The sequence below is a fragment of the Paenibacillus sp. M-152 genome, from assembly GCF_003856555.1.
Lineage (GTDB): Bacteria > Bacillota > Bacilli > Paenibacillales > Paenibacillaceae > Paenibacillus > Paenibacillus polymyxa_C.
The window spans coordinates 1,593,703-1,618,901 of record NZ_CP034141.1; the positions used below are offsets into that span (position 1 = coordinate 1,593,703).

At 45.2% G+C, this 25,199-nt stretch carries 21 protein-coding genes; 12 read left to right on the forward strand and 9 right to left on the reverse strand.

Annotated features, from left to right (window positions below; all coding sequences use genetic code 11):
* Window positions 1-472: 472 nt before the first annotated feature.
* The 5 genes from EGM68_RS07135 (at window position 473) to EGM68_RS07155 (ending at window position 7,387) form a co-directional block, all read left to right on the forward strand.
* A complete protein-coding gene (locus tag EGM68_RS07135; protein WP_129548907.1) occupies window positions 473-1,705 on the forward strand; it encodes a PTS transporter subunit EIIC in 1,233 nt (410 codons plus the stop codon).
* A gap of 210 nt (window positions 1,706-1,915) precedes the next feature.
* Entirely contained in the window at window positions 1,916-2,749 is an 834-nt protein-coding gene (gene licT / locus EGM68_RS07140) for a BglG family transcription antiterminator LicT (RefSeq protein ID WP_129548908.1), read from the forward strand.
* Window positions 2,750-2,915: 166 nt separating this feature from the next.
* A complete protein-coding gene (locus EGM68_RS07145; protein WP_129548909.1) occupies window positions 2,916-4,802 on the forward strand; it encodes a beta-glucoside-specific PTS transporter subunit IIABC in 1,887 nt (628 codons plus the stop codon).
* A gap of 244 nt (window positions 4,803-5,046) precedes the next feature.
* Window positions 5,047-6,444: an L-cystine transporter gene (locus EGM68_RS07150; RefSeq protein WP_013370000.1), complete on the forward strand. Its 1,398-nt coding sequence runs from the start codon at window positions 5,047-5,049 to the stop codon at window positions 6,442-6,444.
* Window positions 6,445-6,688: 244 nt separating this feature from the next.
* Window positions 6,689-7,387, forward strand: a complete 699-nt coding sequence (locus EGM68_RS07155) for a queuosine precursor transporter (RefSeq protein WP_016820648.1) — start codon at window positions 6,689-6,691, stop codon at window positions 7,385-7,387.
* Between the two features lie 25 nt (window positions 7,388-7,412).
* Here EGM68_RS07155 and EGM68_RS07160 read toward each other — a convergent pair whose 3' ends face one another.
* Both EGM68_RS07160 and EGM68_RS07165 read right to left on the reverse strand, forming a co-directional pair.
* Window positions 7,413-8,501 carry a M24 family metallopeptidase gene (locus EGM68_RS07160; protein ID WP_129548910.1) on the reverse strand — a complete coding sequence of 363 codons (1,089 nt, stop codon included), beginning with the start codon at window positions 8,499-8,501 and terminating at the stop codon, window positions 7,413-7,415.
* Window positions 8,502-8,564: 63 nt separating this feature from the next.
* A complete protein-coding gene (locus EGM68_RS07165) occupies window positions 8,565-9,302 on the reverse strand; it encodes an MBL fold metallo-hydrolase (RefSeq protein ID WP_481855331.1) in 738 nt (245 codons plus the stop codon).
* 200 nt (window positions 9,303-9,502) lie between these two features.
* On the opposite strand from EGM68_RS07165, the gene EGM68_RS07170 reads away from it, so the two are divergent.
* The gene (locus EGM68_RS07170) at window positions 9,503-10,012 is read left to right on the forward strand and encodes a GNAT family N-acetyltransferase (protein ID WP_040101836.1); all 510 of its coding nucleotides are present in this window, start codon (window positions 9,503-9,505) and stop codon (window positions 10,010-10,012) included.
* Between the two features lie 99 nt (window positions 10,013-10,111).
* On the opposite strand, the gene EGM68_RS07175 is transcribed toward EGM68_RS07170, so the two are convergent.
* The 3 genes from EGM68_RS07175 to EGM68_RS07185 form a co-directional block, all read right to left on the reverse strand.
* Window positions 10,112-10,546, reverse strand: a complete 435-nt coding sequence (locus tag EGM68_RS07175; protein WP_013370005.1) for a threonine/serine exporter family protein — start codon at window positions 10,544-10,546, stop codon at window positions 10,112-10,114.
* Window positions 10,547-10,566: 20 nt separating this feature from the next.
* A complete protein-coding gene (locus EGM68_RS07180; RefSeq protein ID WP_025676311.1) occupies window positions 10,567-11,322 on the reverse strand; it encodes a threonine/serine exporter family protein in 756 nt (251 codons plus the stop codon).
* A 109-nt stretch (window positions 11,323-11,431) separates the two neighbouring features.
* Window positions 11,432-12,289 (reverse strand): hypothetical protein, encoded by an 858-nt coding sequence (locus tag EGM68_RS07185; RefSeq protein WP_040101834.1) that lies wholly within the window; start codon window positions 12,287-12,289, stop codon window positions 11,432-11,434.
* Between the two features lie 359 nt (window positions 12,290-12,648).
* On the opposite strand from EGM68_RS07185, the gene EGM68_RS07190 reads away from it, so the two are divergent.
* Together EGM68_RS07190 and EGM68_RS07195 are read left to right on the forward strand one after the other, a co-directional pair.
* Complete coding sequence (locus EGM68_RS07190) at window positions 12,649-13,380, forward strand: HAD family hydrolase (protein WP_129548912.1); 732 nt, start codon at window positions 12,649-12,651, stop codon at window positions 13,378-13,380.
* 136 nt (window positions 13,381-13,516) lie between these two features.
* The gene (locus tag EGM68_RS07195; RefSeq protein WP_129548913.1) at window positions 13,517-14,197 is read left to right on the forward strand and encodes a protein kinase family protein; all 681 of its coding nucleotides are present in this window, start codon (window positions 13,517-13,519) and stop codon (window positions 14,195-14,197) included.
* Between the two features lie 82 nt (window positions 14,198-14,279).
* Here the strand turns inward: EGM68_RS07195 and EGM68_RS07200 are convergent, their stop codons facing one another.
* Both EGM68_RS07200 and speD read right to left on the reverse strand, forming a co-directional pair.
* Entirely contained in the window at window positions 14,280-15,698 is a 1,419-nt protein-coding gene (locus EGM68_RS07200; RefSeq protein ID WP_013370011.1) for an NAD-dependent malic enzyme, read from the reverse strand.
* A 251-nt stretch (window positions 15,699-15,949) separates the two neighbouring features.
* Window positions 15,950-16,756 (reverse strand): adenosylmethionine decarboxylase, encoded by an 807-nt coding sequence (speD, locus tag EGM68_RS07205; protein ID WP_025676315.1) that lies wholly within the window; start codon window positions 16,754-16,756, stop codon window positions 15,950-15,952.
* A gap of 568 nt (window positions 16,757-17,324) precedes the next feature.
* Here speD and EGM68_RS07210 point away from each other — a divergent pair.
* Window positions 17,325-18,173: an RING finger protein gene (locus EGM68_RS07210; RefSeq protein ID WP_040101831.1), complete on the forward strand. Its 849-nt coding sequence runs from the start codon at window positions 17,325-17,327 to the stop codon at window positions 18,171-18,173.
* 83 nt (window positions 18,174-18,256) lie between these two features.
* Here EGM68_RS07210 and EGM68_RS07215 read toward each other — a convergent pair whose 3' ends face one another.
* A complete protein-coding gene (locus tag EGM68_RS07215; protein ID WP_025676317.1) occupies window positions 18,257-19,270 on the reverse strand; it encodes an RluA family pseudouridine synthase in 1,014 nt (337 codons plus the stop codon).
* A gap of 223 nt (window positions 19,271-19,493) precedes the next feature.
* On the opposite strand from EGM68_RS07215, the gene recQ reads away from it, so the two are divergent.
* The 3 genes from recQ (at window position 19,494) to EGM68_RS07230 (ending at window position 24,797) form a co-directional block, all read left to right on the forward strand.
* Window positions 19,494-21,392, forward strand: a complete 1,899-nt coding sequence (gene recQ, locus EGM68_RS07220; RefSeq protein ID WP_129548914.1) for a DNA helicase RecQ — start codon at window positions 19,494-19,496, stop codon at window positions 21,390-21,392.
* A gap of 50 nt (window positions 21,393-21,442) precedes the next feature.
* Window positions 21,443-23,299, forward strand: a complete 1,857-nt coding sequence (locus EGM68_RS07225; RefSeq protein WP_025676319.1) for a B12-binding domain-containing radical SAM protein — start codon at window positions 21,443-21,445, stop codon at window positions 23,297-23,299.
* Between the two features lie 187 nt (window positions 23,300-23,486).
* Window positions 23,487-24,797, forward strand: a complete 1,311-nt coding sequence (locus tag EGM68_RS07230) for an alkaline phosphatase (protein ID WP_025676320.1) — start codon at window positions 23,487-23,489, stop codon at window positions 24,795-24,797.
* Window positions 24,798-24,999: 202 nt separating this feature from the next.
* Here EGM68_RS07230 and EGM68_RS26505 read toward each other — a convergent pair whose 3' ends face one another.
* Window positions 25,000-25,089 carry a putative holin-like toxin gene (locus tag EGM68_RS26505; protein ID WP_007429455.1) on the reverse strand — a complete coding sequence of 30 codons (90 nt, stop codon included), beginning with the start codon at window positions 25,087-25,089 and terminating at the stop codon, window positions 25,000-25,002.
* Window positions 25,090-25,199 lie beyond the last annotated feature (110 nt).

The window sequence follows — 25,199 nt, forward strand, 5'->3', positions numbered from 1 at the left end:
ATAAAACAGACGGATTGCCCTGCTTGATGTAGGCCGCTTGTCCAATGAGATACTAGACAGCCATGATCTACTTGTTTCCTTTCTTTGCTTGAAGAAAAGACTGAAAATGTTCGGATTCTATGTATATTTCAGCTGTATTCAAGGGACAAGAATGAGAAAGGGAAGTAATCCATGATTTACTAAAAAGTAGGTTAGACCTATTTTACATAATTAACAGACGGTTGAATAGTCATATTTGCCCAAAAACAAACAAAAAATATATAACTATGGTCTTAGGTGTTTAGATGTAAGTTTGATGTAAATTATCAGGAGTAAGAAATTAAAAGGCTTTACCTGTGCTTTTATAACTATTGTAAAAAAGAAGGAATATAAGTAGTATAAGGAATGCTGCTTTTTACAAGCTTCTTCTAAGCTAGCTTTAGTACGTTCGAATGTGGTCTTCAATATACATATAAAAGGGGTAAAGGCAGTTATGGATCGTGAATTACTTTCTAAGGAAATAAACTCGGAGGTAGAAGGAGGAGATAAACAGGAACTGACTAGAAACAAAGATAAAGCGAATAGAGGAGGGAATCCGTTCAGCCGTCTGTTTGATTTTATCTCAGGTGTATTCACTCCGTGCTTGCCATTGCTAATTGGTGGAGGAATCATTCAGGTGATTGCGCCTGTTTTATTGTTCTTAGATTTTTTTTCTGATACTCAAGTTTCCACTGTTTTAGGGTACATTGGTGGGGTCGTATATTATTTTTTGCCAGTTATGATAGCGGTAAATGCGGCAAGAAAGCTTGGTAGCAATTTATTTATTGCGGCGGCAATTGCGGCCTGCTCATTTCATCCTGGCATTATAGAACTGCTGCAATCCAGCCTAAAAATGAACTCAGACGATTTACCCGTGGTGGAGCCACAGTATGTTGCTTCTTTTATACTGATCCTTATTGTTGTCTGGCTTGCATCAAAGATTGAAAAGGGGTTGAGTAGGTTCGACCGCTATTCTATTCAACTATTGGTCGTTCCGACATTGACGCTTATCATTATTGTGCCTTTATTACTGTTTGTTTTTGGTCCGCTGTGGACGACCCTGGCTCATAACTTGTCAGATGGTCTTGCTTCACTGTTTGACGATGCGGAAGTATTTGCGGGTCTGCTGTTTGGCGGGACGATACCTGTGCTCCATTTTGCGGGCATGCAATATATGATGTCGATGAACATAATAGAATCCATAGCTACGAATGGCTATGATTCTATTACTCCTGTTGTTGGGGCAGCAGTTATGGCTCAGGCAGGCGCGGCCTTTGGTGTATGTGTTAAATCCAAAAATGCCAAAGTCAAAACACTAGCTGCTTCCACAGGCATATTGGCTATGTTTGGAATCATTGAACCGGCATTATACGGCGTTAATGTGCGCTTCAAAAAACCGCTTATCGCGGGACTGGTCGGCGGGGCTGTTGGCGGGGCGTGTATGTGTCTGTTTGAAGTGAAATTGACTGCTTTTACAGCCTTATCTGGCTTGCTTAGCTTACCACTGTTTTCCGACGCTACATTTGTTTACGCCATTTTGAGTATGCTGATTTCGTTCGTTATGGCTGGCGTAATTACGTATTTTATGGGCTTTGTGGACGAAAAAGAGGAGCAATCCAAAATTGCATCCGCATCCCGCATCAGTGCTTCCTCCGATTTAAATGTGGAAAAGAGCTCTAACAATTAAGATGCAGCGACAGCACATAATTACATCATGAAAGTGTTTACAAAAAAATCTTGTCAGCTCAGTTGTTTATATGATACTATGATGACAGTTATTCAAAACTGCACAATCATGGATTGTTACTGAGCATATCGGGCAAAACCATAAACAGGCACTTTGTGTCAGTTTTGGTGTTGCCTTTTTTTACTACTCCAAGCGGCTTAAGGTGATGGAATGAAGATAGCAAAGGTGCTGAATAATAACGTCGTAACGGTCATTGATGAACAGCAGAAAGAATTAGTCATTATGGGAAGAGGAATTGCTTTTAAAAAAAACACAGGCGATGAGATTGAAGAGGAGAAAATCGAGAAAATTTTCAAGCTTGAAAGTACCGAGGTTTCCCGTAAATTGATGACCCTGATGTCTGATATCCCTATTGAGTATGTTGAAATTTCTGATGAAATCATCCAATATGCCAAAACGATACTTGGTGTAGAGTTGCATGACAGCATCTATATTTCGCTGACAGATCATATCCATTTTGCCATAGAGCGTTATCGTTTGGGTATGGACATCAAGAATGCACTTTACTGGGAAATCAAACGAATGTACCGCAAAGAATTCGCGATTGGAACCAAAGCATTACACATGATTCAGGACAAGCTGGGGGTTACACTTCCAGATGATGAAGGGGCGTTTATTGCCTTACATTTGGTGAATGCACAGCTTAACAGTGAAATGCGTGAAACGATAACCCTGACTAATATCGTCAAGGATATCATAAACATTGTAAGTCGCTTTTTTGTAATGGAGCTGGATGAAGAGTCATTAAGCTATTACCGCTTTATTACACATCTCAAATTTTTTGCCCAACGGGTTATGAATGGAACTCCTGTACAAAATACAGATAATTCCCTTCATGATATGGTTAAGGTACAATATAAGGACGCTTATGCTTGTACGGAAAAAATAAGAGATTATACGACTAAGATCTATGGTCGAAGCTTGTCCCAGGATGAGATGCTGTATCTCACCATTCATATCGAACGCATCATTAAAAATCAATGATTTTATAGATGATCAGGGATTTAGGATTGCTACTTCTAAACTAGAAGGCAAAACCTGAATGCTGAAAGAAGATTGGCTTTTATAAAGCTGTCTGCTTTCTGTATTCAGGTTTTTTTTATTCCTAATTTTCACACTTTATACCTTAAAAAGAAAAGAGGAACACCCCATGGATCGAAATCAATTATCCAAAGAGATACTTACATTGGTCGGTGGAGAAGAAAATGTAGAGCAGGTCATTCACTGTATGACGCGCTTGCGTTTCAATCTTCATGATGATAAGAAAGCTCAAAAAGAGCAGTTGCAAAAAACGGATGGTGTCATGGGAGTCATGGAGAGTGGCGGCCAGTTTCAGGTGATTATCGGTAATGATGTAGCTAATGTATATAAATCGTTGGTGAGCAACATGTCCAAGGCACCGCAAAGTGAAACAGGCGCAAGCACTGCATCCAAGAAAAAACAAAACCCGATCAGCCAACTGTTCGACTTTATTGCGGGTATGTTTACACCTATTTTGCCGGCGATCACCGGTGCAGGTATGATCAAAGGGATCATTGCCCTATTGGTAGCTATGCACTGGATGTCTGACAAGAGTCAAACCTATACGATTTTAGCGGCAATAGGTGATGGTGCGTTCTACTTCCTGCCTATTATTCTGGCTGTCAGTGCTGCTAGAAAACTCGGCAGTAATATGTTTATTGGTGCGGCGATTGGTGCTTCTATTTTACATCCAGACATTACAGCATTACTGGCTTCGAATGTGAAGGTTAGCTTTATTGGCCTTCCAGTGACAGCGGCCACGTATTCCTCGACCGTTATTCCAATTGTTATCGCGATCTGGCTGGCGTCCTATGTTGAAAAATTCATTGATAAGTATACTCATGCATCACTGAAGTTGCTTGTTGTCCCAACACTGACTTTATTGATTATTGTACCTTTGACTTTGGTTGCTGTAGGGCCGCTCGGCTCTATTATTGGTAACGGCCTGTCTGGTGGTATCTCTTGGTTGTTTGAAAATACAGGTGCACTTGCAGGTCTGCTGCTCGGCGGTACCTTCTCCCTGATCATTATGACTGGTATGCACTACGCGTTGGTTCCGATTATGATCGGATCGATTGCAACGCTGGGTTATGACTACATGATTCCAATTATGGGAGCAGCTAACTTGGCTCAGGCTGGTGCTACACTCGGTGTATTCTTGAAATCCAAAAATGCCAAAGTCAAAACAGTGGCCTTCTCCACGAGCTTGACAGCTATTATGGGTGTAACCGAGCCTGCAATGTATGGTGTTAATATGCGTTTTAAAAAACCGTTTACGGCAGCGTTGATTGGCGGAGCTGTCGGCGGGGGCTTCATGAGTTTGTTTGGCACAAAAGCGTACGTCGTTGGGGGACTCGTTGGTTTGCCTGGTCTGGCTATGTTTATTGGACCGACTTTCTTGTATGCAATTCTTGGTCTCATTATTGCATTTGTGGTTGCTACGATTGTTACCTATGTGATCGGTTTTACAGATGAAAAGAACGAAGAGGCACCAGCCGGTAGCATTTCTACTAAGGGAGTAGCACAATCTGCGGTGAGCTCACTTCCGAAAGGTGAGACAATCCCGGTATTCAGCCCAATTATGGGTGAAGTTAAACCGCTCAGTGAAGTTAATGATCTTGCATTTTCTCAAGAAATTATGGGTAGAGGATGGGCTATTGAACCCTCCGAAGGTCGGGTTGTTTCCCCAGTTGACGGCACAGTGTTCTCTATTTCCAAAAGCGGACATGCTGTAGGCTTGGTGAGTGATTCAGGACTTGAAATGCTCATTCACGTAGGGATGGACACCGTTAAACTAAAAGGACTTCATTTTACGCCTCATCTTAAAGCAGGAGATCGCGTGAAGGTAGGCGATCTTATACTGGAGTTTGACCTGGTGGAAATCCGCAAGGCGGGTTACGAAACGATAACGCCTGTTATTGTTACGAATGTAGATCAGTTTAGCGAGTTGGAGCCTGCCGGGAATCAGCATAAAGTGGTTAAGGAACAGGAACTGTTATATACAGTGATCGTCTAACAGCTAAAAAAATCTACGAATGAATTGAATACAAATCGTTGTGTTCAGGATAACAAACAGCAAGCCTTCATTTTAAGAAGGCTTGCTGTTTGGCGTTTACATAAAGTCTAAAGCTGAAGCATCTTTATTATTTTTATTTCAATAAAACCTACAAAAATAGTTGGCTTTGTGATATAGTAATCTTCGGATTGAAGGGTCGCTTTTTTATAAAACATCTTACGTTTAAGTTTGGAGGAAATGATATATGGATACCTTCTTTATTATTTTGAATGTCATCGTGCTGCTTGCACTGCTCGGCGTATTGGTCTGGATGCAGAAAAAGCGCATCTCTTTTACAAAAAGAGTATTTACCGGACTCGGCTTCGGACTGATCTACGGGGCTATTCTTCAGTACGCTTATGGGGCCGGCTCAGAGGTCATTACCAAATCGGTCGATTGGTTCAACCTTGCAGGTAATGGTTATGTCCGTTTGCTGCAAATGGTCGTGATTCCACTGATCATGGTGTCGATTATTTCGGCTATTATGAATTTGAAGGGAAGACAGAACCTTGGCAAAATAAGCGTGTCCATTATTGCAGTACTACTGATTACAACGGCGATTGCTGCTTCTGTAAGTATTGTAACCAGCCTGTCTTTTGATCTAAAAGCAATCGAGATTCAAAGTGGTGAAAAGGAGCAAGCGCAAGGCCTGAAGATGGAAGAACGACTGGGAACAGTCCAGGATATGACTATTCCGCAGCAGGTGCTGGAATTTATTCCTTCGAATCCTTTTGAAGATATGACAGGGGCACGCCGTACATCGACGTTGGCGGTGGTTATTTTCTCAGCCTTTATCGGGGTGGCAGTACTCGGATTGGATCGTAAAAAACCAGAGCAGGCGCAAACTTTCCGCAAAGTGATCGACGCAGTGTACGCTGTAGTGATGCGGATTGTAACGCTGGTGCTGAGATTGACGCCTTACGGTATTTTAGCACTGATCACGAAAGTTGTAGCTACGACAAATCCGGATGAAATCTTGAAGCTGATCAAGTTTGTACTCGCTTCTTATGTGGCTTTATTGGTCATGTTCGTTATTCATCTTATTTTGCTGGCCTTGTTCGGCTATAATCCAGTGACATATGTGAAAAAGGTATTGCCTACACTGGTTTTTGCTTTTACGTCTCGTTCCAGTGCAGCGACTATTCCATTAAATGTTGAAACACAAACGAAAAAGCTTGGTGTTTCCGACGGCATCGCGAATCTGTCCGCGACCTTGGGAGCAACCATTGGGCAAAACGGCTGTGCGGGTATTTATCCGGCCATGCTGGCGGTCATGATTGCTCCAACGGTGGGCATAGATCCTACAAGCTGGGATTTTATCCTCACTCTTATTCTGGTTGTTACGGTCAGCTCGTTCGGCGTGGCAGGTGTAGGCGGGGGTGCTACTTTCGCTTCCCTGATCGTGCTCTCTACCCTGAACCTTCCCGTGGCCTTGGCAGGATTGCTCATTTCGGTTGAACCGTTGATTGATATGGGACGCACTGCGTTAAATGTTAATGATTCTATTACCGCAGGTCTTATCTCAGGTAAAGTACTCAAGGAGAACGATCAAGACGTGTTCAACAACCATGGCACGGATCTGGATGTAGCAGCACACTCTTAAGTAAAAGATAGACGAATGGTGTACACTGCAGTCTCATATCGCATTTATAGCATAAGTATACGTGCCATAAGCCCAATATAAAGAGCCGACCTTAAGGTCGGCTCTTTATATTGGGCTTATGGCAGTGTAAATTATAGCTGTTCACAAATCCTAATCTATGATACATTAAAATAATGTTTTTCCGGCTTGTTCGGATGAACCGCGGTTCGCAACCATCCCGCGCTATCAAAACTAGGAGGATTTCATGTTTAATCTGTTATGGGGGGCAGCATTTGTCCTCGTCAATTTTATGTTCTTTTTGTTATGTTATCGGTTGTTTGGTAAAAAAGGGCTGTACGCCTGGATTGGCGTTGCTACTGTATTGGCCAACATTCAGGTAACCAAAACCATTGATCTGCTTGGCATTACCACGACATTGGGAAATACAATGTATGTTTCTATGTATATGGCCAGCGACTTACTAAATGAAAAATATGGGCCTAAAGAGGCGCGAAAAGCTGTGTGGTTCGGCTTTTTCACTCTGATTATGACGACGATCACGATGCAGATGGTGCTGTTATTTGAGCCTACTGCAACGGATTTTGCCCAGACACCGATGCAACAGCTCTTCGGATTGTTGCCAAGGCTTGCGCTTGCCAGCTTGACAGCCTATGCGGTCAGTCAATTGCTGGACGTGCGTCTATATGCCTGGATTCGCAAGTTTTTCCCGGAGCGTCATCAGCTCTGGATTCGCGGCAATGGCAGCACGATGATCAGCTCGTTTATAGACACCCTCATTTTCTGTAGTATTGCCTTTTACGGCTATGCGTGGGGGATATGGATCGAATTGCTGTTCACCACTTACATCTTAAAATTTGTACTGACTGCGGCGGGTACACCGATTTTGTACATCGCCCGTAATTTCCGCTTGATAGAAGAGGAGGGGCAAACCCTCAAGCCATGATTGGCTTGGGGTTGCCCCTCTTTTTTTACCCCAGCACGGTCAGTTCCTTCGGAAATGAGGTCAGCACTTCAACACCCTCAGAGGTGACCAGAACGTCATCTTCAATCCGCACGCCCCCAAGACCTGGAACGTAGATGCCGGGTTCGATCGTGAACACAAACCCTTCATGAAGCAGATCGTTATTGCCTCCGTGTACAGATGGATATTCATGAACACTCATGCCAAGACCATGCCCAACCCGATGGTTAAAAGCAGGCCCATATCCAGCGGCTTCAACAACGGCTCGAGCTGCCTGGTCTACGGATGCGCAGGAAACTCCCGGGCGAATGGCGGCAATTCCGGCTTCGTTTGAGCGGAGAACCGTATTATATATCGTTTCCAGCTCAGTCGACAGCTTGCCAAAGGCAAAAGTGCGTGTAATATCCGAAGCATAACCGTCGGAATATACGCCCATATCAAACATGAGTAGATCGCCGTGTTGCAGCTTGCGGGTCCCCGGAACACCATGAGGCAAGGCCGTTTTGGGTCCAGACAACACTGTCGTGTCAAAGGATGGGCCATCTGCACCGAGTTTTTTCATCTGGTATTCGATTTCGGCTACCAGCTCGACTTCTGTCACCCCTTCGCGAACATGGGTTAGGCCGTGACGAAGAGCATCTTCCACCAAACGAGCTGCATGTTTCAAACGTTGTACTTCCTCAGGAGTTTTTCTCACACGCATTTCTTGAAGCACCGGACCCAGGTCCACATATTGAGCAGCGCCAATGGCAGTATGTAGTTGTTCGTAACGGAGGACGGAGACGTGTTCCTTTTCTAGTGCAAATGTTTTCACTCCGGTACCTGTGCGTTGGCGTAACAGATCATATGGATTGTCCGTATCGGTGTGGGTGGATATACGCGTCACCGAAGAAGCAGCTTGAGCGGCTTCTGCATCCAGAGCTGGTACAATCAGTTCTGGTTCTTGGTCACGAAGCAGCACGAGCCCTAGAAAACGCTCATGTGGATCACTGGCAAAGCCTGTCAGGTAGTAAATATGTTTGGGATCGGTCACAAGCAGACCATCCCAAGCTTGTGACTTTAGTTCATCATACAATTTGGCAATTTTCTCATTCATAGAGTCTCAATCCTTTCTGTCCATTTATTCATTATAGCTCTTGTTACACCCTAATTTATATCTTTAAATGGTTTTCTCTCTTGACTGACTTAATGCTTGCAGACGTGCCTGTACGTTGTGATCGTAGTAACCACCATGGTAGCAGAGTACCTTATCAGCATCTAATACAGTCAGCTTATCAAGGCTCTTTAGAGCCAACGGCATATCCGGCGTAGCTGACTCAGCGGGACCGACCGGCTCACCTTCGACTACACGCAGTTCATCTGCTGCCAACAGCAGCTTCTGTGCAGGCACATACAAGCTGATATGTCCGGGCGTGTGACCGGGTGTATGAATAATCTGTATGCCTCCACCATAAGGCAGATGTTCACCGTCCTCAAGAATATGAGCAAAGCGCAAATCTGGCAGGTTGCGAATCATATCCTCTGCTTGTTGCTTGAGTGCAGGCTCCATCAGATTGATGCGTTCCGGCGTCAGCTTTATAAATGGTCGTTCTCCTGTCATATATGGAATGTCATCCTTATGGGCCAGCAGGGCAGTGTTCGGTAGCAAGTCCAGCAGTGCTTGAACATTTCCGATATGGTCAATATCCTGATGCGTTATAATAATTCTTTTCAGACGGCTTATATCCTCACCCACATCTGAAATAGCCTTGCGCAGAGGCTCCAATTGGCCGAGCATGCCCGAGTCTATCAATGTAAGTCCATCCTCGTCCTTGAGCAGTACAGGATGAATGATCGAATTACCAAAAAAAGGTCCCATAGACACTTCCAAAATCAAAATTTGAGTTCCAATATTCATATTAAGCTGCTTCGGATTCCTTTGACTCCGAAGCATACCTCCCGTCTTATGTCGTTAAATCGGTTAATGTAGCGTTGGCTTATGTTCAAGCTCTATTATAAGACCCTTTGGGGTTAATCCGCAAAACAACTCGATATAGCTGTTCGTGCGCTTGTCCTGTACAATAAATAAATCACCACAATAGGGGGGCAGCTACGATAATGAACAAGGACCAATCTTTTTCCATTGAAATTGCATGCAGGGAGGATCTTCCCGATATTGTGGATATTTATAATTCTACGATTGCAGGACGAATGGTCACAGCAGATCTGGAGCCGGTGACAGTAGAGAGCCGTATTCCATGGTTTGAGGCTCATGAGGAAAACCACCGCCCTTTGTGGGTACTAAGACAAAAGGGGACAATTGCTGGATGGGCCAGTCTTCAGTCCTTTTATGGCCGACCAGCTTATAACGGTACAGCAGAAATTAGCATTTATGTCCATGAGGATTCTCGTGGAACCGGCACTGGAAGCCGTCTGGTACAGCACTTGCTAAATGAATGTCCTAGACTAGGAATTACAACATTGTTGGGGTTTGTGTTTGGTCATAATGAACCGAGTATTGCGCTGCTGCGGAAGTTTGGCTTTGAGCAGTGGGGGTATTATCCACGTGTTGCCGTGCTGGACAGCATAGAGCGCGATCTGGCTATATTGGGTAAGCGAGTAGATTAATATTGAGCTACAGAAAAAGGCTGCCTCCAACATCGTCTCATACACTGTCAGTGTAGCGATTTTAGAGGCAGCTTTTTTTACTTTGTTATTTCTCCGTTTTTAACGCTGAGGTTTAAAACGTATGTTGTGAAAGATTTGGTTAAGCACCTCAGAGATTACCAAACCGACTGCTATCGCTCCTGCGATCATCAGTGTGCTCATGGCCAGCTCCAGTGCCTGAGGATAATGTTGTTGTACGAACTGGCGCATGGCATTATAAGCCATTCCTCCTGGCACCAGGGGAATCATGCCTGCCACGCTGAAAATAATCACAGGCATTTTGTACAGTCTAGCAAAACCTTGACTGACGATGCCGATGAGGATCGTGGCTAAAAGGCTGGCGCTCACAGGTCCCATGCTATCCGTGGTTGAATAATAGACAAGCCAGCCCAGCATACCGACAAAACCACATTGCAGCAGCGAGCGTCGGGGGGCATGGAACAGTATGCCGAAAGCAGCGGTGGCAATAAAGCTTGTGAATAATTGTGCAAGCATAAGCTTGAATCTCCTCCAAATTACATATAAGAAATGATAACTGCAACACCAGCTCCAATGGCAAAAGACGTCAAGCAAGCATCTGCACCTTTGGAAAGCCCTGAGACAAGGTGCCCGGACATTAAATCCCGAAGGGCATTTGTAATTAACAACCCTGGCACCAATGGCATGACGGAGCCAATGATAATTTTATCCATCATCTGTCCCCCGCCGACGATCACTAACAGAGCCGCCAGCAAGCCGATTAGAAAAGATGCAGAAAATTCTGAGAAAAACTTAACCTTAACGAGCCTGTGAAAATATTGTAAGGCTGCAAATCCGATACCGCCGCAAAACACAGCTCCGGGGAAATCTCGCCACACTCCACCAAACATGATCATAAAGCAACCGCTGGCCAACGCTGCAGCGATCAGCTGTACACGATTGGAATAGCGGAGGGGACCACGTTCAATTTCCGAAAGCTCTTTTACGGCTGCGCTGGGTGACAAAGTGCCTGCGCTGATTTTACGTGAAATGGAGTTCACCTCGGTCACCTTGTGCAAATCTGTAGTCCGCTCTACGATCCGGATAAGCTTGGCAGGTTCCGAATCATTAATAGCAAAAAAAATTCCAGTGGGTGTTACATAGCTATGGGACTGGGATATGCCATAGGCCGAAGCAATGCGGGACATCGTGTCTTCAACACGATAGGTCTCGGCTCCATTTTGCATCATCAGTTTGCCTGCTAGCAGACAAACCTCAATGATTTCAGGAGTAGGATAGGAATGATTATTCATGCTCGCTCTCTTTCATGCGCCCCAGGTCGTTCGACCCTGTTGTTTTCATTTATTGTAGCACAAAAAGCCGCCTTTTCAGAGGCGGTTAAATTGGGGGAATCTATGGAGTTTATCGAGATTCCATCGTATCCGGAATAACGGTATAGTAGGACTCTTCTAGGTATGTTGCGGCCTCAGACAAGCCCATCAACTTAAGCTGCCCTGTTACAAAAGCACGAAGGGCTGAATGGGTGAACAGATGCCGTGTCTGAGCATCCCGAATAAAGGCCAGTCTGGCTTCACGCGAACCGCTGCGGAACAACTCACGTACAGCTTCACCTTGTTGTTCCCAGAGGAACGGCTCCGTTACGTTCAAGAAGTCGCTCTCAATAGAAGAGCTACGCTTCATAGAAGAAGATGTCTGAATACCCAAGCCATTCAGTGTAGGAGCAACTTCATTTTGCTTACGCTCTGTTCGCAAGCTGTCGATGTAGGCGGCCATATCTTGAATCGGCAGAATGCCAAAGCGCTCCCGAAAGCATTCGCGTACAAATGCGGTACGTTCATCCACAGCTTGCAGAGGACGCTGACCGGCATGTCCAGAATAGTCAGCTCCACTGGCATAGTATCGTTTTAATGAACTGTTTTCTGTATAAACAACGCTTAGAAAATCCTGCAAATGGCGGGCAACCACCCATACCCCCGTCCAATCGACGGGAGAAACGCATACAATCGGAGCCTGTGAAAGGTCCTTTTCAAGACCAAAATCGGTTAAAAAGCCATAATGTATCCCGTCCACTCCAGCGTGGGCAAAAGGAATAACATCAGGCGGTGTAGCCATATATCGCGGAGCGCGGCCCTGTTCCATAATCAAGCCCAAATCAAAACTCAGAGAATGCCGGTTCGCTTCAAGCTCCTGTTCAAACTCTATAAGTGCCTCAATCAAAGGTGTGGCTGATCCGTAGGCTAGGTTAGAACCGGAATCCATTGTGTATACCTCCCTTATCCAAGTACATCTGTAAAGCGTTCATCCCTAAAAGGTACGTGATTTTACACGAAATGTAAACCTGTATGACGAATTTTTTCAAAAATGTGACCTTTTACCCGTGTGCTGTCAAAATAAAACGCTTTCGTTCAAACCAGGACAAGATACCTATGTTAGCGCAGTAGTGAAGTAAAGTGAGTTTGCGAAAATGCAGTCTTTTCAGTGTATGTTATCACCTGAGAAGGGTGAATGAGAGATACGGGTTGGGAAGGTCAGGGTGCAACGTAATAGGTCAACGGGTATAATATCAGGACAAGGTATAGAGAGTGTCATCCAAAGATTTAACAGAAAGAAGTGGGCATATGAACTTGCAAAAGAAGGCTGTTTTTTTTGATGTAGATGATACGATGTACGATCATTTGCACCCTACACGTGATGCATTGCGTACAGTATTAGGATTAAGTGAGCGTTTTCCATATGAGGAAGTCTACCACCGTATTCGCTATTACAGCGATTTACTATCGGCTAAAGGAGGACTATTGGAGGGGAAAGTAGGGCAGGATGAACTGGATGATATGAGGGAAGGTCGTTTTATTCTGGCTCTACAAGAATTCGGGGTAGATATTACCCGTGAGCAGGCAGTGCATGTCCAACAAGAATACTTGGATCGTCAGTACCGAATTGAGTCTTTTGAGGGGGCTACCTCATTAATCGATGAATTGAGCTCGGCTGGTTATTTGGTCGGTTTGATTACGAATGGTCTTGAAGAACATCAGATGAGCAAAATTAAAGCTATGACACTGGAAAATCATGTTGCGGCAGAGCATATTTTTGTGTCTGGGACTGTTGGTTATGCCAAGCCTGATCCGCGCATTTTCGAAATAGTCAACGAACGGACAGGTACTTTAGCAGAGCATTGCTGCTACATTGGGGATTCCTGGCGTAATGATGTGGCGGGAGCTATAGCTGCAAATTGGCGGGTAATTTGGTTCAATCACAGGAACGCTATTCCGGAATCTGATGTGTCGGGAGCCTATGAAACTGCGGCAAGCTATGCAGGGCTAAGAAAGCTGCTCCTGCCCGACGCACGTTAGACGCGGTACATATCGTGTCACCCAAAAGAATCCAACCTATTTTGAAGCTATTTCAAAAGCTGGTCCGTAATACTATTTATCTGTTATAGATCTAACTTCATTTGAAATGGGTAGAACAGAGAAGGAGGGATCGCGCATGGTAGAACAATGGAGGCAGGCAGACGACATCATAAGTCAAGTGACCGTATATAGTACGGAGGATAATGACCCAGTTACCATTAAAACAGCCACCCAAGGCGTCCGCTGTATCGGCATTGGGACAGATGCGGCCGTATTTACGCTCGATACTTTGCCAGGCTACGCGTTTAAGGTGTATTCAGACATGGCGATCGAAAAAAAAGATGCAGAGGCCGATGTATATGAGCGTTTGCAAGGTTCTGATTTTTTTCCTCATTATTACGGAAAAGGCGATAAGTATATTGTCATTAGTTACGAATCTGGTATTACGCTGCTGGATTGCCTGCTGCAAGGAATTCCGGTGCCGGAGCAGGTCATTGAGGACGTGGAAAAGGCGAGGGAATTTGTTCGGTCCAGGGGGCTGAATCCTCGTGATATTCATCTCAAAAATGTACTCATGCAAGATGGACGCGCCAAGGTGCTAGATGTATCTGAATATGTAAAAGAAGGCGATGACAAGCGTTGGGAGCATTTGGTGTGGGCGTATCATACGTTCTATTCCGGTTTCTCCGAGGTTAAGATTCCTTCATGGATTTTGGAGACGATCAAAAAATGGTATTACAAGCTGGACAACTCCAGTATCAACCTGGAGGAGTTTGCCCAGCGTGCCAGTCAATTGTTTTCTAAATGGAAACCATAATCACTGTGAAGGATACCGAAATACAGCCCTATCCTTCTATACAAAAGGATTGCACCCGCTTTACGGAAGCAATCCTTTTCTTTTATCTGAAATCTCTAGGCACTCTTCTGGCCGTACCGCTCGCAATAGCGGCTTGAATCACCTTTTTACGCACCTGTTGTACGGCGCCCTCGTTAAATACACCCGGGATAATATACAGTTTGTTTAATTCATCGGGACGGATTGTGCTTGCGATAGCTTCTGCGGCTGCCAGCTTCATCTCTTCGTTAATTTCACGTGCGCGACAGTCCAGTGCTGCTCGGAATATGCCGGGGAAGCAAAGTACATTGTTAATCTGGTTAGGATAGTCTGAACGTCCGGTAGCGATGACCCCTGCAATGTCCTCGACATCCTCTGGGTTAATTTCGGGGACCGGGTTTGCCATGGTGAACAGGACAGGAGCTTCTTTCATGCGCTTCACGTCTTCTCGTTGCAATATTCCGCCTGCCGACAGACCGATAAACACGTCCGCGTCCTTCAGAACCTCAGATAGCGTGCCGGACAGCCGTTCGGGGTTGGTATGCTGCGCATACCAGTTCCACATCGGATGCTCATAGGTTTCATCAGCTGTAAGCGCACCGTTCCGGTCTACACCAATAATGTTCACTGCCCCTGCAGATAGCAAAATTTTGGTACAGGCCACACCTGCAGCCCCGATACCGCAGACGACAATTTTGACGTCAGACAGAGCTTTGCCGACCACCTTGAGCGCATTAATCAGCCCTGCGTACAACACGACAGCTGTGCCATGCTGATCATCATGAAAAACAGGTATGTCCAGCTCGTCACGTAACCGCTGTTCAATTTCAAAGCATCGCGGCGATGAAATATCCTCTAGATTAATACCGCCAAAGGCTGGGGCCAGTTGCTTAATGGCTTTAATGATTTCTTCCGTGTCCTGCGTATCCAGGCAGATCGGGAAGGCATCGACGGACCCAAGCTGCTTGAACAGCATGGCTTTGCCTTCCATTACCGGCATGGCTGCATATGGACCGATGTTGCCGAGTCCGAGGACAGCGCTTCCGTCAGAGACGACAGCGACAGTATTGCGCTTGATCGTTAACCGGAAAGCTTTGTCCTGCTCCTCATGAATGGCCATACATACGCGCGCCACATCAGGAGTGTATACCCGGGATAAGTCGTCACGGTTTTGAATCGGGACCTTGGGCTGCATTTCAATCTTGCCCCCGAGATGTAAGAGGAAGGTGCGATCAGAGATGGACAGTACCTTTACACCTTGTGCTTTTTTAATCCGGGCGATCATTCGGTCAATTTCTGCTGGATCAGCAATGGTGACTGTAATATCTCTCACAGTGGCCTTCTCAGAGGTGCGGATGACGTCAATGGCAATGACATCTCCGCCATGTTCGTTTACCAACGTAATCAATTGACCAAACTGGATGTGCTCGGTGGAAATTTCCAGTCGTAAAATAATATTTTTACCGCCAATACCGCCTTGCATACAAATTCCTCCTTTGTCTTTCATAACAAAATAGTGAGATCAATTGATTGCGCTTACAATCGAGAGCAAGTCTAACATCTGGGCTGATAGTTTAAATTAGTGGTTTCTTTCCCTATCATAGTGAACATTCTTCCACTTGTACAGATCAAGCTGAGTAATATCCGTGATTTTGTATCCAAAAAGGACGAAAGCCCGGCTGAATTCCAGTCCAAGCAATCGTCCTTTGTACAACGAAATGATCCATTTTTTGTTTACGTCATATTTTTGCCGTAGTAAATTTCATCCATTTCGATTTTGAGTCGTGTTGATATATTCTGTTGTTCTTTTTCACTCAAACTTTCCTTCGTGTAGCCGAACAGATAGTTGTCCAAATCAAATTGTTTTAGCTTGCACTTGGTATGGAAAATATTTTCCTGATACACATTCACGTCGATCATGTCATACTGATTGCGCACTTCGTCGGGAATATAGTTTTGAATCGAGGCAATGTCATGGTCGATAAAAAGCTTATGACCATTCGTATCACGTGTGAAGCCGCGTACCCGGTAATCAATCGTCATAATGTCAGTATCAAAAGAATGAGTCAGATAGTGAAGTGCCTTGAGCGGAGAGATTTCCCCACAGGTAGAAACATCAATATCTGCACGAAACGTGCTAATCCCCTCGTCTGGATGATATTCAGGGTAGGTGTGAACCGTAATATGGCTTTTATCCAGTTGCATCACGACAGACTCAGGTAAGGGGCCTGGTGACTCTGCATACGATTCATTCGGTACCTCCACAATCGGCCCTTCTGATATAAGCACTGTCACGCTTGCTCCTTGAGGGACATAATCCTGCTGAGCAACATTGAGTACATGGGCGCCGATAATATCGGATACATTTTTTAAAATAGCTGTCAGTCGATCCGAGTTATATTGTTCATCAATATATTCAATATACGCCTCGCGTTCCTCTTTCGTTTTGGTGTAACAAATATCGTACATATTAAAGCTCAATGATTTGGTCAAATTGTTAAATCCGTGCAGGGTAATCCGCTGTTCCGGTGTTATGGTCATAGGCTATTTCCCCTTATAGTCGCAGTATTCATACGTAATATTCCCAACATGCCTCTTCATATACCGATTCATACAATCCGTTCTGTAACGGACCAAAATAAAGACTTGAATATGTATGTCTTACCCGTTTGGCATCATTAAAAACAGGCAGCGTCACTTAAGACACTCTCCATTTTACATGTATGGGAATTTAACGTTAATATACTTTATTTCTTACTCAGCAATTTTTAAGTAACAGGGCTTATAATGTGGACTATGTATACAGGAAAGGAACGAAATTGACAGTGGATTCGTAATGTAATAGAAAATTTTAGGTTCGTAATTCCTGAATTTAATGTATCTTATCTTCATAATGCCCAAATCTTAACCGAATATGATTATAGACCCTCAAAAATAGTGACTTTGTACATTGCATAAAATGAGAAAAGCAACTTCAGCTACTGATATGCGTATAATGAAATAAACGTAACAAGCTAAGAATTATGATGTTAAATGAATTTTTGATAGCAAACTCATTTTATAAATCTATCTCATGTTACTGTAAGAAAACGGTGAAAGGAGTATCAAGATGCTGGCTTTGTCCGATCCGGTCTGGACTCTGCTCCAAGGCCCCTACGGTTCTTCTCAATACGTCCCAGAAATGTTAAAACAGCTCCAAGCCGGATATGATGGCGAAATAGCTGACACCTTGTATTGGGAGGAATTGTATCACCAAAATACGTTGTATACTTGTACATTTGCGGCTGTACCTTACCTAGTAGACATTGCGCTAAAGAGTTCTGATATAGGAATTCGGGCAGATATATATAACATTTGTGGAATATTTGAAGCGAAGAATAATAATCCCTTACATACCAAAATCCCATTGGAATTTGCAAGGGATCAGGTGGAAGTGGATTCTAGCCTGGCAGAATATATCTACGCGCAATATCGAAGTGCCATCGTTCGCCTTGCAGAATTGACGGAAGAAATGGTGCTCTATGCGAAAGAACATGAAGAAGATGTCGGCAAGCGCTATGTCCTTGCTGCGGCTGCCGCCTTTGAGGGGTATCATTGCGTAGCCTATATGCTGCAAACCTATGATACAGGTGACGAATATATGCTGGATTGTCCCCATTGCGGTACCCCGCTCTATATTTGGCCTGATGAACAGGGTGACACTCTGGTTGTCTATGATAAAGACCCTGTCAGTTCAGGCGATCTAATCCCCTATCCGATTCGCCCCCGTTCATTGGACCATAGAGGTGCAAATATACAGTGGCTACACGAATATGCTCAAAAAATAGATGAGAAATTACTTCTTGCCCAGCTACCCTACTTAAACGGTTGGGTAGAATGTCCAGTGTGTAATTCACCCATATATATATGGGATGAATTGATGAAAATGGCTGATGGTGTTCGGAGGTATACCGCTTAACCAACAAAAAAAGGGGGCTGTTTTTACAACCCCCTAATTTCCTTTTGTATTATTACACTCTTCTTCGTGTGCTTTACTGCAGTCTACTCTCTAAACGGATTCATAAAGGTTTTAGGAATGTCGGATTCAAAACGCAGCAATACTCCGGTGACGGGATGTATAAACGACAATACCTTTGCATGCAGACCAAGGCGGCCAATCGACTTGGACTTAGAGCCGTATTTTTTATCCCCAACAATCGGATGACCGATATCCTCCATATGCACGCGAATTTGATTTTTGCGTCCGGTCTCCAAACGTACTTCCAGCAAAGAAAAATGCCGATTGGCCTGAAGCCGCTTGTAATGAGTGACTGCGTGCTGTCCGTCATTCGGATAAGGACTGGAGTACATTTTTAGCGTCTTGCTTTCTTTCAGCCATGAGGTGATTGTGCCCGCTTCTTTTTTTACCTGTCCTTCTACGAGAGCAATGTATGTTCGTTCATACACAACTTCCTTCCACGCTTGTTGCATTTCCTGCTGTATGGCTTCGCTTTTCGCAAACATCATCACTCCTGATGTATCACGATCCAAACGATGCAGTACAAAAATACGGTTGTACGGATGCTCGCGTCGTACGTGGGCTGTAAGCTGGCGATATGCTGTGACTTCCTGCTCCTGCGCAGAAGCGACAGAAAGCAACCCGGCATCTTTATGGATAACGATAATAGCTTCGTCCTCATGCAAAATACGCAGCCCGGTTAGCGGCACCACAGGAGCTACCTTTTCCTTGGAGAGCGCGACAGTCTGTCCTTGCTCCAGCGGAAAATTATGCACAGTACGAGGAATACCATTGACGGAAACTTGTCCACGCGCCAATGCTGATTTAATGGAATTACGGCCCATACCAGTCACATGCTCAACTAAAAAGCTCAATAGCTCGGCAGGCTCCTGAACGATGTATGTTTTGGCAGGTGCTTTATCCAAAGTATGGGTTTTCCGTTGAGCTTCCGGTCTATAGGAGCCAGATTTTCCGGCGGATTTGTGGTTGCGTTTGGAATGGCTTGAGTTTGAGGTTGATTTTGTATGATTTTTCCTTTGTGGTTTCCGATTATTCATGGGTTCTTTCTCCTTTTTGGAGCCGTATCTCTTCATAGTTATGGACCATTTGCGGCACCGTGTCCACTATATCATGAGAAAACAGCGAATGCCATAAGAGACTAAAACCCGATTGACAGACTTCCAGCGGTTGAACATTACCCTTAACCCCGGTAAACTAAAGGTAACGAAAGAAAAGCCGATATGCGTCGAGGACGCTAGAAATATGAGGAGTTTTGAAACTATGAGTGTACAAGCACCAACATTGGAACGGGCGCAGGACTTGCTGCAAAAATTTTATGGCTATCCCGATTTCCGGGAGGGACAAAAGAAAATTGTGGCCAGTATGCTGGAAGGCAACGACACTTTGGGCATCATGCCAACAGGTGGCGGAAAATCGATATGCTACCAGATTCCCGCGTTGTTGCATGAGGGGCTGACCATTGTTGTGTCACCACTGATCTCGTTAATGAAAGACCAGGTGGATGCGCTGACCACGATGGGGATTGCAGCTGCCTACATTAATAGCACGTTGAGCGGTCGAGAAGTCAACGACCGTATACGCGCCGCACGGAACGGAGATTTGAAGTTGCTGTATGTCGCCCCTGAACGGCTGGAATTGGATTGGTTCCGTGATGAGATGGCTCAGTTACCGATTTCCTGCGTTGCGGTAGATGAGGCTCACTGTGTATCCCAGTGGGGTCATGATTTTCGTACCAGCTATCTGGCGGTGGCTCCATTCGTGGACGGGCTGTATGAACGTCCAATCGTAGCTGCGTTTACGGCAACGGCTACACCGCAGGTTATGGATGATATCGTACGCCTGCTTCGTCTGCGTTCACCGGAAACGTTCGTTACAGGTCTTGGAAGGCCGAATTTGGCATTCAGTGTGCTGCGTGGGGAGGACAAACGTAGCTTTTTGCTAAATTATGCCCGTGAACATGAGGGTGAATCGGGCATTATTTATGCGGCGACACGTAAGGACGTGGATGATTTATATCAACGCCTGCGCGACGCTGGCATGGCAGCAGGACGTTATCATGCAGGAATGACTGATCAGGAACGTGCAGACAGCCAGGAAGGGTTTCTTTACGACGATATCCGTGTTATTGTCGCAACCAATGCCTTCGGTATGGGGATAGATAAATCAAACGTACGTTATGTCATTCATTACAATATGCCTAAAAATATGGAGGCGTATGTACAAGAAGCAGGACGCGCAGGACGTGATGGTGACCCAAGTCAATGTATTTTGCTGTTCGGACCGCAAGATATTGTGACCCAGAAGTTCCTGATTGAGCAAAATCCACAGGATGAAGACCGCAAGCGCAACGACTACCGTAAGCTCCAACAGATGGTTGACTATTGCTACACGACTCGCTGCCTACGTTCAGCACAGCTGGAGTATTTCGGAGAAGCGCAGGAGCATGAAGCCTGCGGCATATGCAGTTCATGTACAGATGAGCGGGAACTGGTGGATATGACCATAGATGCGCAAAAGATTTTTTCGTGCATACATCGTATGCGGGAACGGTATGGGGTTTCAATGGTAGCCTCGGTGTTGAAAGGCTCGCGCAACAAAAAGGTGCTGCAGTATGGTTTTGACAGCCTGCCAACCTATGGTGTGATGGGCAACCGAACGGAAAAAGAAATTGCTGAAATTATCAATGTTCTTGTTTCGGAAGGCTATCTGATGCTATCCGAGGGGCAATATCCGGTCGTACGCTTGCAGCAGCTTGCTGCTGAAGTGCTGAGAGGCCAGCGCGAAGTTATGCAGCGTGTGGTCCGGCATGCCACTGCTTTTGCAGGTGGAGCGGGATCACGTGGACGAAAGGGGCGCGATACCTATCCTGCCGCAGTCAACGAAACTGTGTTCGAGCAATTGCGCCTGATCCGCCGTGATCTGGCCGCTCAGGAGCATGTACCGTCTTATATCATCTTCAATGATGCCACGCTGCGAGAGATGAGCGTAGCGAGTCCGCAATCCGAGGCAGACATGTTGCGGATCAAGGGTGTTGGTGAAGTGAAGTTCCGCAAGTATGGCAAGCCGTTTCTTGATTTCTTTCAAAATCAGGGGAATACCGGCGGAATGGTGAGCGAGGATGAGATCTTTGAAGATGATGTGTACGAGGATTTTGAATAGCTATACTAAGGATGTAAGAGTCCATGCAAACTTATAGAAGGTTGTGACCTATGAAAGTCATTTTATCAACGTTAAACGCAAAATATATTCATACCTCGCTGGCCATCCGATGCCTCAAAGCCTACAGTGAAAAGGATTTTGATATCGAGCTGGCGGAGTATACGATTAAGGACCCGGTGATGAACATCGTATCCGATCTGTTTCAACGAGGGGCAGATGTCATCGGTTTTTCCTGTTATATTTGGAACATTGAAGAGACGATTAAAGTCATTGATGTGTTGAAAAAGATTATGCCCGAGGTCAAGATTGTTTTGGGTGGCCCGGAGGTATCTTACGATACAGAGCACTGGATGAAGCGCTTGACGAATGTGGATTTTATCGTTGTTGGTGAGGGAGAGGAAACTTTCCATCAACTGCTGCAGGAGCTGGAAGGGGATCGCAAGTTCCATTTTGTATATGGACTGGCTTACCGTAAGGGAGAAGAGGTCATTATCATGCCGGGTCGTCCAAAAGCGGACTTGAACGAGCTGCCGTCACCATATCGTTTTGCAGAGGATATCCCAGAACTCGGGAAACGGGTTGTCTATTTTGAAACGAGCCGGGGCTGTCCGTTCAGTTGCCAATTTTGTCTGTCCAGCATTGAGGTCGGGGTGCGTTATTACGATATCGAGCGCACCAAGTCGGATATTCTGTATCTGATTGACAATGGGGCTAAATTGATTAAATTTGTGGACCGAACCTTTAATATTAAACGCGATTATGCGCTGGAAATGTTCAAGTTTTTGATTGAAAATCACCGTGGCTGTGTCTTCCAGTTTGAGATTACGGCAGATATTATGCGTCCCGAGGTATTGGATTATTTGGCGGAGAACGCGCCACCGGGGGTATTTCGCTTTGAGATCGGTGTCCAGTCAACGAATGATCCCACCAATGAACTGGTTAAGCGCCGCCAGAACTTCACCAAGCTTTCCCGGACTGTTACAAAGGTCAAGCAAAGCGGGAAAATCGACCAGCATCTGGATCTGATCGCCGGATTGCCATTGGAGGACTACAACACATTCCGTAAAACGTTTAATGACGTTTTTGCGCTTGGACCGGAAGAGCTTCAACTGGGCTTTCTCAAAATGCTGCGTGGTACTGGTCTGCGCATTGATGCCGATAAGTATAACTATACGTATATGGATGTTGCGCCGTATGAAATGTTGAGCAATGACGTCCTTTCCTTTGCCGATATCGTACGGCTCAAACGCTTGGAAGATGTATTGGAAAAATACTGGAACTCTCATCGTATGGACCATACGGTGAACTACCTGATCGAACGTGAATTCTCGTCCGCCTTTGATTTCTTTCAGGAATTCGGAGACTACTGGGAAGGACAGGGATGGCAAAAAATTGGACATCAGCTCGAAGACTTGTTTACGCGTCTCCAGTCCTTTTTGGAATCGCGGGGAACCAAGCGAATGGATATGGTGCTTGGGCTGATGAAGCTTGATTATTTCCTCAACCATAAATATAAGCCGCGCAAAATCTGGTGGGAGCATACTTTGGAGAAGGACGATTGGTCCAGCTATATGAAAATGGCCCTTCAGCACCCGGATGCGCTGCTGTCCCCTGCGGCGGCAGATGTGAGCAAGGAGAATACGGGTGAGACGGATTTGGCTAGTCAACAGCCGCAGCCATACCGCGAGATGATCCCAGCCTTTGCTTCTTTGAAGCTGGGTGAAAAGGAACTGCAAAAGCACGCTGTGCTGGATGTGCTGCCGTTCAGTCTGGATCATATCCTGAGTGGTGGTAGCCCATTAACAGCCGAAGGCCGCACATTGCTGCTTGTAGTCTATCAGCAAAACGGACAGCAAAAACCGCTGTACTACACCATGCCCATCGGCAAAAATATCGCCGCGATGTAGTATAAACAACAGAAGGCATCAACTCTTGGTATACCATGAGTCGATGTCTTCTTTTTTTATTATAAAAACATAGCTGACCACTTCAATTTTTTACATTCGGGAAACCTAGTGCTTTACGATTTTTTACAAAACCAATATATGATGAAATTATCATATATGAATATTAAATTTATTGGAGTGTGACCTTGTGAAAAAGCCTTCCATGAAAAAGAGTATCCTTGCGTTAAGTGCTGTGACCGTTTTGACTGTACCCTTATTATCTGCTGATATCCCTACAGCTTTTGCAGCCGCGACTTCTCCGAAGTCCACTGTTGCAGAGTCCAAGGCACAGAAGGCTGTATCAGCTAAAGCGGATACTCCTAAAAACGTCATTCTTTTTATCGGTGATGGTATGGGGGAAGCCAGTCGCAACGCGATTCGCTTAGCAACGGTTGGAAAATCGGGATTGCTTGAAATGGACAAGATGCCTATAACGGGTCTGGTTAGTACGAGTTCAGGGGACAACCTAGTTACAGACTCTGCCGCTGCTGCGACTGCCATTGCAACAGGTGTGAAAACGTATAACGGCGCGATCGGAATGGATTTGAATAAAAAACCAGTGACAACCATTATGGAGCTGGCTAAAAAAGCAGGCATGTCTACAGGAGTGGTGACGACAAGCCAAGTGACAGATGCGACGGGCGCTGCCTTTGGTGCGCATGTTGAGAAGCGCTCCGCGCAAAGCGAGATTGCCAAGCAGTATCTTGAGAAAAGCAAGCTGGATGTGATTCTGGGCGGGGGTGAGGATTTCTGGTACCCTGCAGGAACACCAGGCAAACATCCAGATGCACCGGCAGAAGATCCTGAGGAAGCTAGTAAGGGAACTCAAGGAAATTTGGTGGAACAAGCGAAGAAGTTGGGCTATAGCTATGTGACAGATCAGGCTGAAATGAAAGCAGCCAAAGGCTCTAAACTGCTAGGTCTATTCGCTAATGAAGAAATGTTCCAAGCTCACAACAAACTAGGCAATTCTTACAACCCAACGGTTTCTTTACCGGATATGACAGCGAAAGCGATTGATGTTCTATCCAAAAACAAAAAAGGCTTTTTCCTGATGGTAGAGGAAGAAGGAACTGATGAGATGGCGCATGACAATGAAGGTGAATTAACCATTAAAGCCGGGCAGCAGCTGGATAAGGCTGTAAAAGTAGCTAAGGACTATGCCAAAGCGCATCCAGATACTTTGGTGTTAGTGACGGCAGACCATGAAACAGGCGGTTTGGCCATTGAAGGCGAAGATGCGGAAGATGAATCCGGTGAAGGTGTCTCCAAAGAGGACGGCCCTTTTACCGTAAAAGGTTCTGATGAGAAGTTTTATATCGACTGGACCACAGGAGGACATACATCCGTTGATGTAGCGCTAACTGCAATGGGTCCGGGTTCCTCCCAATTTAGTGGAAATTACCCGAATACGGCTATTCATGACAAGCTGGTTAAGCTGCTTCAATTAAAAAAATAGCTCAGGGTGAAAGCTGCCCATAAAAGGTTTTCCATATTGTCAATATGGTTTTTCTTGTGATAAACTATAGACAATAGGTATATACTTAAAAAAGAGTAAGGATGCTCTAACATCCTCACTCTTTTACAACAGCCGCTTATAAGGGCGGTGGCTGTAGGGTTGGATTAGTAAAATAGACCGCTAACCTTTTCCAGAGGGCGGTCTATTTCTTTTTGTTGAAGGAAATAATCAAGATCACCAACGTTGCAAATTGAATCATCAACATCAGCGTATCTTTAACCTCCACAGGCATCACCTCCTTTGCAGGAGACTAGCCGACCGCCCATCTAAGCCATTCTGTTGTTAGTTTATAGTATATCATATGGATACTATTGCTAAAAAGGACAAAAATGAAAACGCCTG

Bases quoted from the DNA above. Each gene is read 5' to 3' on its own strand.
- EGM68_RS07210 (WP_040101831.1), top strand. From the start codon at position 17,325: ATGCTGGCTTTGTCCGATCCGGTCTGGACTCTGCTCCAAGGCCCCTAC.
- EGM68_RS07195 (WP_129548913.1), top strand. From the start codon at position 13,517: ATGGTAGAACAATGGAGGCAGGCAGACGACATCATAAGTCAAGTGACC.
- recQ (WP_129548914.1), top strand. From the start codon at position 19,494: ATGAGTGTACAAGCACCAACATTGGAACGGGCGCAGGACTTGCTGCAA.
- EGM68_RS07200 (WP_013370011.1), bottom strand. From the start codon at position 15,698: ATGCAAGGCGGTATTGGCGGTAAAAATATTATTTTACGACTGGAAATT.
- EGM68_RS07145 (WP_129548909.1), top strand. From the start codon at position 2,916: ATGGATCGAAATCAATTATCCAAAGAGATACTTACATTGGTCGGTGGA.
- EGM68_RS07160 (WP_129548910.1), bottom strand. From the start codon at position 8,501: ATGAATGAGAAAATTGCCAAATTGTATGATGAACTAAAGTCACAAGCT.
- EGM68_RS07180 (WP_025676311.1), bottom strand. From the start codon at position 11,322: ATGAATAATCATTCCTATCCTACTCCTGAAATCATTGAGGTTTGTCTG.
- EGM68_RS07155 (WP_016820648.1), top strand. From the start codon at position 6,689: ATGTTTAATCTGTTATGGGGGGCAGCATTTGTCCTCGTCAATTTTATG.
- EGM68_RS07225 (WP_025676319.1), top strand. From the start codon at position 21,443: ATGAAAGTCATTTTATCAACGTTAAACGCAAAATATATTCATACCTCG.
- EGM68_RS07175 (WP_013370005.1), bottom strand. From the start codon at position 10,546: ATGCTTGCACAATTATTCACAAGCTTTATTGCCACCGCTGCTTTCGGC.
- EGM68_RS07185 (WP_040101834.1), bottom strand. From the start codon at position 12,289: ATGGATTCCGGTTCTAACCTAGCCTACGGATCAGCCACACCTTTGATT.
- EGM68_RS07135 (WP_129548907.1), top strand. From the start codon at position 473: ATGGATCGTGAATTACTTTCTAAGGAAATAAACTCGGAGGTAGAAGGA.
- EGM68_RS07165 (WP_481855331.1), bottom strand. From the start codon at position 9,302: ATGAATATTGGAACTCAAATTTTGATTTTGGAAGTGTCTATGGGACCT.
- speD (WP_025676315.1), bottom strand. From the start codon at position 16,756: ATGACCATAACACCGGAACAGCGGATTACCCTGCACGGATTTAACAAT.
- EGM68_RS07215 (WP_025676317.1), bottom strand. From the start codon at position 19,270: ATGAATAATCGGAAACCACAAAGGAAAAATCATACAAAATCAACCTCA.
- EGM68_RS07150 (WP_013370000.1), top strand. From the start codon at position 5,047: ATGGATACCTTCTTTATTATTTTGAATGTCATCGTGCTGCTTGCACTG.
- EGM68_RS26505 (WP_007429455.1), bottom strand. From the start codon at position 25,089: ATGCCTGTGGAGGTTAAAGATACGCTGATGTTGATGATTCAATTTGCA.
- EGM68_RS07190 (WP_129548912.1), top strand. From the start codon at position 12,649: ATGAACTTGCAAAAGAAGGCTGTTTTTTTTGATGTAGATGATACGATG.
- licT (WP_129548908.1), top strand. From the start codon at position 1,916: ATGAAGATAGCAAAGGTGCTGAATAATAACGTCGTAACGGTCATTGAT.
- EGM68_RS07170 (WP_040101836.1), top strand. From the start codon at position 9,503: ATGAACAAGGACCAATCTTTTTCCATTGAAATTGCATGCAGGGAGGAT.